This is a genomic window from Andreprevotia chitinilytica DSM 18519 (assembly GCF_000711875.1).
Lineage (GTDB): Bacteria > Pseudomonadota > Gammaproteobacteria > Burkholderiales > Chitinibacteraceae > Andreprevotia > Andreprevotia chitinilytica.
On record NZ_JONM01000001.1, the window covers coordinates 194,476 to 207,886 of the forward strand.

Here is a 13,411-nt window from a genome sequence, read left to right on the forward strand (position 1 = left end):
CCGGCCGGCGAAGCCGTCCGGGCTACGTGTTGTGGCATGCGAACCAGTCGTAGGGCTTTCCGCCGTACACGGTAACCGGCGGAACACCCTTTGCAGGGTGATCCGCCCTACGAAGTTTCAGGGGCAGGGTTCTTGGTTGCGGTGCAGCAGAAATGCGCTTGTTCTGGCGGTGGGTGTGCGCCGCTGTCCCGCAGTGATTCACGGCTTCATATGGGCAAATACAAAATATTTGTGTTGCATCGCAACATAACCTATACCCCAGTTACGGCTCAGCAAGAGCCGGATAAACGTCGCCCTTGAGGCGAAGCGAGCGACCCGGGGATACACCCGGGCCCCTGGAAAAAGAAGGTACGGGTGTACCGGATTGATCCAAGCACCGCACGCATTAGAAGCAGCCCGCACAAAGCATCGCCCGCTGATTTCGAGACGCGCAGTAGCCCGAAGGCGACGTCTGTTGGAGACAACACATGTCGAGTTATGCCTGGGCCATTTCTGCAGCTGTGGCCGTCTTGGTTGTGGTTTTGATCCGTATCTCCCGTGCCATCGTCTATGTGCCGAACAACCGCATCGGCATCCGCGAAAAGTTATGGAGCACCGCCGGTTCGATCCAGTCCGGCCTGATTGCGCTCAAGGGCGAGGCGGGCTTTCAGCCTGAAGTGCTGCGCGGTGGGTTTCACTTCATGGTGCCGTTTCAGTTCGCCATCCACTTCGGCGATCTGGTCACGATTCCGCAAGGGCGGATTGGTTACGTGTTTGCGCGGGATGGCCTGGTGCTGGGCACATCGCAAACCTTGGGCGACAACAGCCGCGCCAACCAGTTTGAAGATGTGCGCGCCTTCCTCGCTGCCGGCGGCCAAAAAGGCCCGCAACGCAAGGTGCTGCGCGAGGGCGTGTATGCCATCAATCTGGCGCAATTCGTCGTCATCACGCCGGACAAGATTTTTGCGCACGGCCTGGGCCAGCATGACAACGCGGTGATCCAGTCCATGCATGAGCTGATCGCCAGCCGCGAGGGCTTCACACCGGTGGTGATCAATGGCTCCCGCGATTTGATGGGGGTGGTGACAGTGCATGACGGCCCGTCGCTGCCGGATGGCCAGATCATTGCCCCGACCGTGGGCGGCACCGATGTCCGCGCCGTGCTGTATCACAACAACTTTCAGGAACCGGAACGCTTCCTTGCCGCCGGTGGTTATCGCGGTCGCCAATTGCAGGTGCTGGTGGAGGGGACTTACTACCTGAACCGCCTGTTCGCGACGGTGGAAGGCGTGCCAAAAACGGTGATCGAAGTCGGCTTCGTCGGCGTGGTGGTGTCGTACAACGGCACGCCGGGCCAGGATGTGTCCGGCGCGGATTACCAGCATGGCGAGCTGGTCGCCACCGGGCAGCGCGGGGTATGGAGCGAGCCGCTGCTGCCGGGCAAATACGCCTTCAACACCTATGCCGGCCACATCATCAAGGTGCCGACCACCAACTTCATCCTGAAATGGGAAGCGGCCACCGCTGGCAGTCAGTTCGACCAGAACCTGAAGGAAGTTTCTCTGATCACCAAGGATGCGTTCGAGCCGAACCTGCCGCTGTCGGTGGTGGTGCACATTGACTACAAGAAAGCGCCGATGGTGGTGCAGCGCTTTGGCGATATCCAGAAGCTGGTAGAGCAGACGCTTGATCCGATGGTGAGTGCCTACTTCAAGAACATTGCGCAGACCAAGACGCTGATCGAGTTGCTGCAGCATCGCAGTGATATCCAGACCTTGGCTGCCAACGAAATGAAGGAGCGCTTTGGCCTCTACAACCTGGAGCTGCAAGAGGTGCTGATCGGCACGCCGAAATCGACGGCGGGCGACAACGAGATCGAAAACATCCTGACTCAGTTGCGCCTGCGCCAGATCGCGCTGGAGCAGATCGATACCTACAAGCGCCAGCAGGAATCGGCCCACACCGAGCGCGAATTGCGCGAGGCGGAAGCCAAGGCCAAGCAGCAGACCACGCTGACGCAGTCATCCATTGCCATCGAGATCGCGCAGAACGAGGGTAAAGCCGCCGCGATGAAGGCCGAGCAGAAAGCCAACGAAATCCGTGCGCTGGCCAAGGGCGACGCCGACCGCGTGACCATCGAGGCCGAAGCGCATGCACGCCAGATCAACTTGCTGGCCGAAGCCGACGCCAACCGGGTCGGCAAGGTGGGTAAGGCCACCGCCGAAGCCGCCCAGTTGCAAGTCGATGCCTACGGTGGCCCGGATTACCGTTTGGCGCAGGAACTCGGCCAGGCCTTTGCCAAGGCGATCCAGGAAGCCAAGTTGCCGATCGTGCCGCAGGTGAATGTGGGCGGGGAGGCCAATGCGTTGGGGCTGTTGCAGGCGTTGATGGGTTCGTCGTTGCGTGATGCGCTGAAAGGTTCGGTCGCGGCGCCGGAGTTGTTGACCAAGGGGGTTGAGACGATTTCTTGATGAAGTAGCTTGTTGGATTGCAGTTCTACAAAGCCGCCTTCGGGCTAATGCCACTCGCTTAACGACTCCCCTCGCCCACTTGTGGGAGAGGGGCCGGGGGTGAGGGTTGTGCCACGAGCAATGTCGTTGCAAGCACCCTCTCCCTAGCCCTTTCCCGCTGTCCCTGAATAAGGCTAAAGCCTTGCACGGGAGGGCGAGGGGACGATTTCCTTAAGTGAGCGGCATTAGTCCAAAAGGCGGCTTTGTGTATTTTTCACCCGGATTCCAATCGGCTGAATTTGAGATTTCATTGATAAATGGTGAAGCCGTTTGGCGAAAACATTAAGTTAATGCTGATTGACCATGGGTGCGTATCTTTAAAAATCAGCGTTGCAAGGCGTAAACGATATCTTTTCTCGTGATTGGATTCGTGCTTTGGAATTCGTGCGGATTTTTCAATGCCATTTTGAGTGGGAATCTGATCTCCAATTCGGTGTATCTACTTCAGGCCGCGCTGTGTACGCGATTGATCAAGCAACAACACCGAACAAGGAGAATCAAATTGGATCATTCATCCGACGAGCCATCGCGCCGTCGCTTCCTCAAGGCATCGCTCAGCGTCGTACCGCTGGTGGCCCTTGGGGCATGCGGACGGCCACCGGAACAAGGCCAGGCAAGCGTGATCTCCGGCAGCGCTGGCGCCACATCAAGCAACACCGCTAGCAAGTACATCCCCCAGTTTTTCACCGACCCCGAATGGCGCTTCATCAACGCCGCCTGTGATCGATTGATTCCTGCCGATGACGTCGGCCCCGGCGCAGTGGAATCCGGCGTGCCGGAATTCATCGATCGGCAAATGCTGGCCGCCTTTGGTCTGGCCGCCAATTGGTATATGCAAGGGCCGTATCTGCCGGCCTCGCCGCTATTTGGCTATCAAGGCAAACAACCCCCGCGTGAGGTCTATCGTGCCGGTATTGCGGCTACCGATGATTACTGCAAAAAACAATTCGGCGGAAAAATATTTACCGAGTTGAACCATTCGCAGCAAGAGCAGGTATTGACCGGGTTGGAAAAAGGCCAGATTCAATTCGATGCAACCAGCGCAACGGATTTCTTCGCTTTTCTGCTGCAAAACACCAAGGAAGGCTATCTGGCTGATCCGATTCACGGCGGCAACAAAAATATGGGGAGCTGGAAGATGATCGGCTTCCCCGGCGCACGCGCCGATTTCATCGATTGGGTGAGCCGGCACGGCGAGCAGTATCCGCTCGGCCCGGTCAGCATCAGCGGTCAGGCGGGGTAAACGACATGGCACATATCAAAAAGAAACCCGTGGATGCGGTCATCATCGGCTTTGGCTGGACTGGCGCGATCATGGGCATGGAACTCACCGATGCCGGGCTGGATGTGGTGGCGCTGGAACGCGGCGAAAACCGCGATACCAATCCCGATTTCGCCTACCCGCGCATTGCCGACGAACTCACCTACGGCATGCGCTACAAGCTGTTCCAGAATCTGGCGACCGAGACCGTCAGCGTGCGGCATGCAATTGGCGATACCGCTGTGCCATATCGCCAGCTTGGCTCCTTCCTGCCGGGCAACGGTGTTGGCGGCGCGGGCGTGCACTGGAATGGCGCGCACTGGCGCGTATTGCCAGAAGAGCTGCGTTTGCGCAGCCACGTGATCGAGCGCTACGGCAAATCCTTCATTCCATCCAATATGACGATCCAGGATTTCGGTGTCTCGTATGAAGAACTAGAGCCGTACTTTTCTTTCTTCGAGCGGGTGGCCGGGGTCTCGGGCAAGGCGGGCAATCTGAACGGCGAGATCATGCTGAACAGTGGCGGCAATCCGCTGGAAGGCTTCCGTTCCACTGAATTCCCGCTGCCGCCGCTCGCGGATGTCTATGGCGCGAGCCTATTCGCCAAGGCAGCGACCGAGCTGGGCTATCACCCGTTCTCGATGCCTGCTGCCAATGCTTCACAGCCGTATACCAATCCCTACGGCGTGCAGATGGGCCCATGCAATTTCTGTGGCTTCTGCGAGCGTTTCGGTTGTTACAACTATTCCAAGGCATCGCCGCAAACGACCATCCTGCCAGTGCTGCTCAAGCGGCCGAATTTCGAGCTGCGGGCGCAATCGCAGGTGATGAAGATCAATCTGGCGAGTGATGGCAAACGCGCCACTGGCGTGACGTATATCGATGCACAGGGCAACACGGTGGAGCAACCGGCTGATCTGGTCATTCTCTCCGCTTTCCAGATGCACAACGTGCGCATGCTGCTGCTGTCCGGCATCGGCAAGCCGTATGACCCGATCACCGGCAAAGGCGTGGTCGGCAAGAACTACGCGTACCAGATGATGGGCGGCGTATCGGCATTCTTTAACGAAGACGTGCCGATCAACCCGTTCATTGGCGCAGGCGGCGGCGGGCAGATCATCGACGATCTGAATGGCGACCACTTCGACCACGGCCCGCTCGGTTTCATCGGTGGCGCGTATGTGATGGTGAACCAGAGCGGCGGCCGGCCGATCCAGCAAATGAGCGTGCCGCCCGGTACGCCTGCATGGGGCGCAGGCTGGAAGCACGCGATCAAGAAACACTATGGCCACACGGTGAACATCGCCACGCACGGCTCGGTGATGTCCTACCGCGATGCGTATTTCGACCTCGATCCGACCTACCGCGATGCCTACGGCCAGCCCTTGCTGCGCATGACCTTCGATTGGCACGACAACGATATCCGTATGAGCCAATACGTGACCGGCAAGACGGCCGATATCGCCCGGGCGATGAAGCCGGAGTCGATCGGCATCAATGTGAAAAAGCTCGGCGACCACTACGACGTGCGCCCGTACCAGACCACCCATACCGTGGGCGGTGCGATCATGGGCGAGCGGCCGGATAGCAGCGTGCTCAACAAGTATCTGCAGAGCTGGGATGTGCACAACGTGTTCGTGATGGGCGCGAGCGCCTTCCCGCAGAACATCGGCTACAACCCGACCGGGCTGGTCGGCGCGTTGGCGTATTGGTCGGCAAACGCGATCCGCGAGCGCTATCTGAAAAACCCTGGGCCGTTGGTTTGAGGAGGACCGCGCGATGAAAAAGCAATTATTGATCGCCAGCGGTCTGGTGCTGGTGGCGGCGACTGTGGTCGCGCTGAATGTCGAATCGGTCGAGGTGATGAAGCCGCAGCTCACCGAGGCGCTGGGGACTGAGGCCAAAGCCAAGGCAGCCGGCACGCCAGCCAAGATCGATCAAGCCTTGATCGAGAAGGGCGCATATGTGGCGAAGCTGGGCGATTGTGCCGCTTGCCATACTGCGCCGGGCGGCAAACCGCTGGCTGGTGGGCTGGGCATGGGCTCGCCATTTGGCACCATCTATTCGACCAACATCACGCCAGACCCGACCTTTGGCATCGGCAATTACACGCTGGCGGATTTCAAACGCGCCATGCGGGAGGGCAAGGCCAAGGACGGGCACAACCTGTATCCGGCCATGCCATATCCGTCGTTCAGCAAGATCAATGATGACGATATGGCGGCGTTGTATGCCTACATGATGCATGGCGTGGCCCCGGTGGCGGAGCAGCCGGCGCAGACCGCGCTGGGTTTCCCGTTCAACCAGCGCTGGGGGATTTCGCTGTGGAATACGGCGTTCCTGCCGTCTGGCGTTTACCGGCCGGACGACACGAAATCCGTCCGCTGGAATCGCGGTGCGTATCTGGTGCAGGGGCTGGAGCATTGCGGTTCGTGTCACACGCCACGCGGTATTGGCGCACAGGAAAAGTCCTACTCGGAAACGGACGGTAAGCATTTCCTGGGCGGCGCAGCGCTGGATGGCTGGTTCGCGCCGGCGCTGGTCGGCGAGCAGGGCAGCCTGCGCAGCTGGAGCGAGGCGGAAATCGTCGACTACCTGAAAACCGGCCGTTCCGAGCGGACGGCAGTGTTCGGCGCGATGGCGGATGTGGTGGCGCACAGCACGCAGCATCTGACCGACGAGGATCTGGGCGCGATGGCGGCGTACCTGAAATCGCAAACGCCAGCATCCAGGCCGGCGTATTCGGTGGCCGCACTGGCAGCCACGGCAGCCAGCAGCCCGGCGGCCAAGGCGTTGATGGCAGGGGATATCTCAGCCCGTGGCGCGCCGGAATATCTGGATAACTGCAGCGGCTGCCATCGCTCCAGCGGCAATGGTGCAGCCCGCACCTTCCCGCCCTTGGCCGGCAATAGCGTGGTCAATACCCAAGACCCGACCTCACTGATCCATATCGTGTTGACAGGCAGCACAATGCCCGCAACGCAAAAAGCGCCGACGCCGCTCGCCATGCCGGGGTTCGACTGGCGTCTGAGCGATCAGCAAGTGGCGGATGTGGTGACGTTCATTCGCGGCAGTTGGGGCAACAATGCCCCGGCAGTCTCGTCCAAGGAGGTTGCCAAGGTTCGCAAGGCGGTGAAGGCGAGTTCGCCGGCAGTGGCTGCCCGGTAATTCCGGTTCGCATGCTGTAAATGGAGAAGCCCCGGTGCAGTAATGCCGGGGCTTTTCCATGTCAATTCGGCTTAGTGCAAAATGCGCCAATCATTGCATCTCTGCGGTAATGCCATAAGCAGATCTTAATTTGGCGATTTCACCGTTTTCATCCCGCAAAAAACGATTGAATTGGGCAATGACCTCGGGGTGTTTGGTGGTGGCCAAAGAAAACACGGTCGTTATATAAGGCGATGATTTGTCGAGAACTAAATGTTCTTGCGACGCGGGTTGGTGCTTCTGGAAATATTTGACGGCAAATGCATTGGTATAGATGCCATCCACCCGTTCGACCATGCTCATCTGGAACAAGCTGGAAAAACTGTTGGTCGTGTAGACCGTCAACTGGCCCGATTCGATCAATGGCAGGTAGGGCGTCGGCGTGAAGCCGGCGATGGTGGCGATGTATTTGATGTTTCGCTTCCCCGGTTTGACGCGCTTTTCCGGGATGAAAAGCCCTTCTGTCAGCGTGATGACCGGGTCGCTATAGACGATGGTTTTGTTTTTCCTGGTGGCATCTTGCCATGCCGGGTTGTCGGGGAACTTGAAATCGTATTTCCCTTCCATATAAAACTCGGCAAACAGCCGGTTGACCGGTAGTGGCTGATATTTGAATGTGTGTTTGTAGCGTTTTCCAAACAAATCCAATAAGTCCCTGGCAAAGCCGTGATAGGCATTGGATTTGCTGCCATCGTAAAGCGGCATGTAATCCAGCGCTTCGACGGCGACGACGTAATCATTCGCGTATGCAGTCAATGGTGGCGATATCAGCCCGATGCAGAAGCAAATCATCCATTTGAATCGGGTTTTATTCATTGGTATGGACTTGGCAGCAGTTCATGAACGACTGATCCTGAAATTTGACGCGCATAGGAAACAATAGACTAGAATTCGCCGCTTATCGGGGTACCGCTGACCATCGTTCGACTGAGTCTGAGTTTGCGAACGAGCATTGCGCTCAGCTGGCAGCCGGCTCAGCGACGCGCTGGCACCACGCGCTCGTGCATCAATAAATCAAATCTGTTTTTAAGGACACACCATGCCATTCATCGGTCTTGGCCTGCATCTGCTCGTTGCTTTGTACTTTGCTGTTCACGCGGTTCGAACCGGACAGCAGATGTACTGGCTGCTGATTCTGTTTTCGTTCCCGCTGCTGGGCAGCATTGTTTATGGCTTCGCCATTTACCTGCCTAGCTCCCGCCTTGAGCATGGTGCGAAGAAAGTCGTCAAAGCGGCGACCAAGGTGCTCGACCCGACCCGCGAATTGCGTGAAGCACGTGCGGCGTTCGAATACACCCCGACCGCGCAAAACCAGATGCGCCTTGCCGCTGCCATGCTGGATGCCGGCCTTGCCGAAGACGCCGCCACAAATTATGAAGCTTGCCTGAAAGGCCCGTTCGCTTCGGATCCGGATATCCGTTTTGGCGCGGCGCGGGCATTTGTGGAATGCAAACGCTATGAGCAGGCGATTTCGTACCTGCAAGTCATCCGCACAAACGAGCCGGGATATCGCGCGGAGCAAATCACGCTGCTGCTGGCCCGGGCCTTGAGTGGTGCTGGCCGCAATACCGAAGCGAAAGCCGAATTCGAGTCCGCCGTACAGCGGTTCGGGAGTTTTGAAGCACGGGCGGAATATGCCATTTGGGCGGCGACTTCTGGCGAGTGGCAGGTGGCGGCGCAGTTGAAGGCCGAGATCGAGAAGTCCACCAAGCACTGGTCACGCCACAATCGCGAATTGAATGCATCGCTGTTGCGGCGGTTATCCGTAGCGTATGCGGCGACCGGAAAGAGTGCTTGATGGATCGGGGCTTGGGCGGTGTGGTCGCCGCTCAGCCCCCGCGAAACACATACAGGCCCGCACATAACGCCACACCAATCAGATACAGCATCCACGTTTCTGGCACGAAGTAGGGATAGACCATCAGCGCAATGCCGATGATCATCGTCTTCATTTGTTGCTGCTTCTTGCCGTAGCGAAACGCGATGAAGCCAATCAGGCTGAACAGGAAGCCGGCGAATAGAACGGCGGGGCTGGGGAGTTCCATGGGGCTTTAGGGAAAGTGGCTCACCAAGCCATTCTAATGACTTGCTCCACCGTGGCTATCGCGAACAAATTGAATGTTGCCAGCCAATCAGCCTTTCTTCGGCGATACCCACATCGTCACCACGGCGCGAAAGACCACCTGATTGGCGGCATCGAGCACTTCTACCGGCACGGGCACATCGGTAGCAGCGCCAAAGGTCGGAACTGGCTCCAGCTTCGCCACGGCGCGCAAATTGGTTTCGGCCTTCTTCACATACTCGACCTGCATGCCCTTGGGAATCCATCGGTGTGAGTTGGGCAGGGTGAAATCAACCATCGTACCGGCTGCCAGCTCCGCCATATTGCACATGGCAATCGCGTGCACGGTGCCGATGTGATTGAGCACGGCGCGGCGTTTGTTGATGCGCAATTCGCAATAGCCGGCGCGCAGCTCGACAAAACGCGGGTGAATGCTGGCGAAGTAAGGCGCTTTCAGGCACACCAGCTTGGAAAACAGCCATTTGCCGGCAGGTTTGGGGGCGAGTTTCTTCCAGATTGATTTGACGGCGCTGCTCATCGCTTTTTCTCCTCTTGGTGGTCAGCGCATCAAAGCAAGCACGTTGGCGAGCGTCAATTCGGCGTATTCAGCAATCCGGCCGTATCAAACATCATAAAAACGCTCGACGCGCCTAAGGCTGATACGCCCCTTGTGAGACCAGCGATGTGGACAGGCGCGGATTGCCAGCAAAATCCACCGTACCCAACAGAACCGAGCCGAGGTTGTTGCCGGCGTTGACGGCCGGGGAGAAGGCGGCGATGTGCAGGTCTGGTGCGACGAGGTCGGCGAACTGCGGGTCGGCGAACTGGCTATGCGCATCCCGGCCGGATGCACTCTTGTAGGCCGTGAAGCCGGTCTTGCTGCTGTTTTTCCATACCCACTGGCTTTGGCTGGCGCCGGTGGCCGTGTAATAGAGGTTGTAGTCGAGGGTGCCGGGCGTCAGCGTGCTATCGATGTGGTTGATCAGCAAACCTTGGCTGTTGGCATACAGCACGTTGTTTTCGATCAGGTTGGAGGTGGCGTGGTACTGGATCTGCAACTCGCCCGAGCCGGTGCGCTGGGTGTCGTTGCCGAACAACGTATTGCCGACCACGCTCACATAGCTTGTCCCGCCGACGCTGCTCGCATACCCGCCGAGCGAGATGCCGGTGAGGTTATTGAAGTAGGAAAGATTGTTGCGGGCGATGACCTGGTGCGTGGTCTTGCCGTAGTTTTCGCTCGCCAGCTCGATGCCCAAGTCGGTCTGATAGACCCGGTTGCGCTCGATCACGATCTGCGTGCCGCCATCGATATAGATGCCATCCGCGCCATAGCTGCCGCCATAGGCCGGGTTGTTGATCGACGTGATGTTGTAGACGGTGTTGCCAGCAATCAGCCCGTTGCGCGCCTGGTCATAAGCGGTCTGGGGCGAGGTGCCGAAGTAGCCGGCTGCATCAATGCCGATGTTGTTGTTGTCGTGCACAACGTTGTTGGTCACTTGCCAGTACTGCACGTTGCCATCCAGCGCCAGCGATTCGCTCGAACCGGTGGTCAGATGGTCGACTTCATTGCCGTCGATCACCACGTTGGTCAGCCCGGCTGGCGCCTGATTGCCGTAGATGACGATGCCGTAGGCGTTGCCGGGCGTGGTGGTAGTGGCGATGTGGTGGACGTGGTTGTTGCGCAGTTCGATGTGATTACCGGCACCGCTCACGAAAATACCGACCGGGATATCGCTGCCGCTGGCCGAATAGTTGCGCAGCTCGAAACCGATCACCCGCACATAGCTGCGGCTGACCAGCGAGAACAAGCCCTGCACCCCGCCCGAAACGGCAAGCCCGCTGCCATCGAGGACGACTGCTTCGCCGGGCACATTGCGGAAGGTGATATAGCCGGCACTGGCCGAGCCCGAAGTCGGAACGGTCACGGTTTCGTTATAAACGCCGGCGTGCACATAAACCGTATCGCCAGCCTGAACGACGTTGGCGGCGTGCTGAATGGTTTTCCAGGGATGGTCTGCCGCGCCGGTATCGGTGTCGTTGCCGGTGGTGGCAACGTAATACACCGCGCCGGTTGGCACGGCGGCGGGGTCGGAAACATTGGTGGCCCCATACGCAAAGCTGGTGCCACTTCCGACGGAGCCGGCACTGGTTTGTGCCGCGACAGTGGTAGAGGCGAGGGTTGCGTTATCGGCACTGGTTTGACCGCCACCCCCACCGCAGCTGGCCAGGATCAACATTGCCGAAGCTGCTAAAGCAATTGTCTTGAAGTCCACCATGGAATGAGCTCGCCCGCTAAATGTGTTCTGTACATTAATGTTTTCTTATATGCCTTTGTATTTTAGAGCAGACAGGGCGAGAGCGGGGCGCAAACAATAAAAAAAGGCCGATCGAGTCGGCCTTTTTGTTGCAGCGAAGCAGCAGGATCAGAGATCGTGCGGCACCGCGGCGTTGGCAAAGCGAACCAGGCTTTCAGTTTGGGCCTGTGGAGTGACGTTGGCGCTCGATTGCGTCGGCACGATCGCGCTGCCGATGAACTGGACCAGGCCTTCCGACGAATTTTGGGTCGTGGTGGCTTTGACCGAGTTGGCCGTTGCAGCGTGTTGGCCGTTTTGCAGCTGGAAGTTTTCACCCAGCGCACCGGCTTGAGCTGCGCCCATGGCGCCCAGGAAACCAACGGTAGCGATAACAGTAGCAAGCTTTTTCATGATGATGATCCTTTCTGTCTTGTGGTCAGAGCGCGTGATGCCGAGATGAGAGGCGGTTGGCCGTTGACTTGGCATCACGTGAAGGATGTCGTTCGGTTGTGTTGCAATGCGACATCGATGGACGTACTTTATTGGCATTCGTTTGGTTGATAAATGGTGGATATGTAGATGATTTAATTCCTTGATATTGATAATAATGTGGTTGTTGACTATTGACTTTGCTATTATTTTCTATGTTTGTAATTATTTGTTGGCAGTTGGAAAGATGGTGTAGTGACGTCAACGTGTCAGTACCGTCGCCGCGCCGACGCAGTGCCGATCAGCGACGACTTCGAAAGAACGAAACATGGATGGATGAACGGAATGGATAGCTTACTCAGCATGCGGGTTTTCAATCAGGTCGTGACCAACGGCAGTTTTGTCGGTGCGGCGGATCGGCTTGGCATGTCCACTGCCATGGTCAGCAAACACATCAAGCATCTGGAAAGCAAACTGGGCATCCGGCTGTTGAACCGCACCACGCGTGCGCTCAGTCTCACCGGGCCGGGCGGGGTGTATTTCGAGCGTTGCCAGCATGTGCTGGCAGATCTGGACGAGCTGGAACACGCGGTCGGCCAGTCCACCATCAAGCCGCGTGGCACGCTCAAGGTCAGCGTGCCAGTCACCTTTGCGGTGAACTACCTCTGCCCGGTGCTCGCCGACTATTACGCCCGCTATCCGGAAATGAAGGTTGATCTGCAATTGTCGGATCGGGTGATCGATCTGGTCGACGAAGGCATCGATCTGGGCATCCGTATCTCGGCTGATCCCAACCCGTCGCTGGTGGCGCGGCGGCTCAGCCCGATCCGCTTCGTGATGGTGGCGTCGCCCGAATACCTGGAGCGCAACGGCACGCCGCAGACGCCGGACGATCTGGTCGATCACTCCTGCATTACTTATGCCTATTCCAACAACGGTACGGCCTGGAGTTTCACCGGGCCGGATGGCGCCATTACCGTGAACATCCAGCCCAAGCTGCGGGTGAACAACGGCGAAATGGCCGCAAAGGCCGCGCTGGCAGGCTTGGGGCTGACGATTCAGCCGCTGATCCTCACCCAGCAATATCTGAAAAGTGGTGAACTGGTGCCAATCTTGCAGGACTTTCCGCGTCCTGAAGTCTGGGTGTATGCCGTTTACCCGAATCGCAGCTATCTACCGGCTAAAACACGGGCCTTCATCGATCTGCTGGTCGAACACTTTGGCGAAACGCCGCCGTGGGGCAATACCGGCGGCTGCTGTTAGGAATCTGTTCACGATCTTCTGAGAAGTCGATTCACTGAACAGATGCGGCGCAATGCCCTTCGGGGATTGCGCCCTACGACACTGCCAGGGTGTTCCCCCTCCCGCGAAGGGGGCTCGATACATGAAAAGATCGTAGACAGGCGCCAAGGCGGATTCAATCCGGCGATGTTGACTGCACCATGAACCGCATCGCCGCCTTTCAACAAGCAAATGTGATCCTGAACACACGGCTGCCAATGGCATGATTCCGTACGTCAGCTTCTCGTTTCGCATCGCAACAAAGCATCCCAGAATGCAATCCTCAAAATCGGCGCCCGGCGGCATGCCCGGGCGGCACGGTTGCTGGTTCGCGCTATTGGCGGGTTAGGGCGTGGGACTGTGCAAGCGCAGATTACGCAGCCATGCT

11 protein-coding genes are annotated in these 13,411 nt (G+C 58.2%); 6 read left to right on the forward strand and 5 right to left on the reverse strand.

What is annotated here, in order from left to right:
• The first annotated feature begins 467 nt into the window (after window positions 1-467).
• The 4 genes from BR41_RS00935 (at window position 468) to BR41_RS00950 (ending at window position 6,918) form a co-directional block, all read left to right on the forward strand.
• Window positions 468-2,450 carry an SPFH domain-containing protein gene (locus BR41_RS00935; protein WP_051709694.1) on the forward strand — a complete coding sequence of 661 codons (1,983 nt, stop codon included), beginning with the start codon at window positions 468-470 and terminating at the stop codon, window positions 2,448-2,450.
• A 541-nt stretch (window positions 2,451-2,991) separates the two neighbouring features.
• Window positions 2,992-3,732, forward strand: a complete 741-nt coding sequence (locus BR41_RS00940; RefSeq protein ID WP_035051706.1) for a gluconate 2-dehydrogenase subunit 3 family protein — start codon at window positions 2,992-2,994, stop codon at window positions 3,730-3,732.
• A gap of 5 nt (window positions 3,733-3,737) precedes the next feature.
• Window positions 3,738-5,516 (forward strand): GMC family oxidoreductase, encoded by a 1,779-nt coding sequence (locus BR41_RS00945; protein ID WP_035051708.1) that lies wholly within the window; start codon window positions 3,738-3,740, stop codon window positions 5,514-5,516.
• Window positions 5,517-5,529: 13 nt separating this feature from the next.
• Window positions 5,530-6,918, forward strand: a complete 1,389-nt coding sequence (locus tag BR41_RS00950; RefSeq protein WP_084186744.1) for a c-type cytochrome — start codon at window positions 5,530-5,532, stop codon at window positions 6,916-6,918.
• Between the two features lie 90 nt (window positions 6,919-7,008).
• On the opposite strand, the gene BR41_RS22525 is transcribed toward BR41_RS00950, so the two are convergent.
• The gene (locus BR41_RS22525; RefSeq protein ID WP_169741225.1) at window positions 7,009-7,713 is read right to left on the reverse strand and encodes a substrate-binding periplasmic protein; all 705 of its coding nucleotides are present in this window, start codon (window positions 7,711-7,713) and stop codon (window positions 7,009-7,011) included.
• 283 nt (window positions 7,714-7,996) lie between these two features.
• On the opposite strand from BR41_RS22525, the gene BR41_RS00960 reads away from it, so the two are divergent.
• A complete protein-coding gene (locus BR41_RS00960) occupies window positions 7,997-8,755 on the forward strand; it encodes a hypothetical protein (RefSeq protein WP_035051710.1) in 759 nt (252 codons plus the stop codon).
• A 31-nt stretch (window positions 8,756-8,786) separates the two neighbouring features.
• Here BR41_RS00960 and BR41_RS00965 read toward each other — a convergent pair whose 3' ends face one another.
• The 4 genes from BR41_RS00965 to BR41_RS00980 form a co-directional block, all read right to left on the reverse strand.
• Complete coding sequence (locus BR41_RS00965) at window positions 8,787-9,002, reverse strand: hypothetical protein (RefSeq protein WP_035051712.1); 216 nt, start codon at window positions 9,000-9,002, stop codon at window positions 8,787-8,789.
• 87 nt (window positions 9,003-9,089) lie between these two features.
• Window positions 9,090-9,557: a hotdog fold domain-containing protein gene (locus BR41_RS00970; protein WP_035051714.1), complete on the reverse strand. Its 468-nt coding sequence runs from the start codon at window positions 9,555-9,557 to the stop codon at window positions 9,090-9,092.
• Window positions 9,558-9,669: 112 nt separating this feature from the next.
• Complete coding sequence (locus BR41_RS00975) at window positions 9,670-11,256, reverse strand: right-handed parallel beta-helix repeat-containing protein (protein WP_051709699.1); 1,587 nt, start codon at window positions 11,254-11,256, stop codon at window positions 9,670-9,672.
• Window positions 11,257-11,442: 186 nt separating this feature from the next.
• Window positions 11,443-11,724, reverse strand: a complete 282-nt coding sequence (locus BR41_RS00980; RefSeq protein WP_035051715.1) for a hypothetical protein — start codon at window positions 11,722-11,724, stop codon at window positions 11,443-11,445.
• Window positions 11,725-12,087: 363 nt separating this feature from the next.
• Between BR41_RS00980 and BR41_RS00985 the strand changes: the two genes are divergently transcribed.
• Entirely contained in the window at window positions 12,088-13,005 is a 918-nt protein-coding gene (locus BR41_RS00985; protein ID WP_035051718.1) for a LysR family transcriptional regulator, read from the forward strand.
• Window positions 13,006-13,411 lie beyond the last annotated feature (406 nt).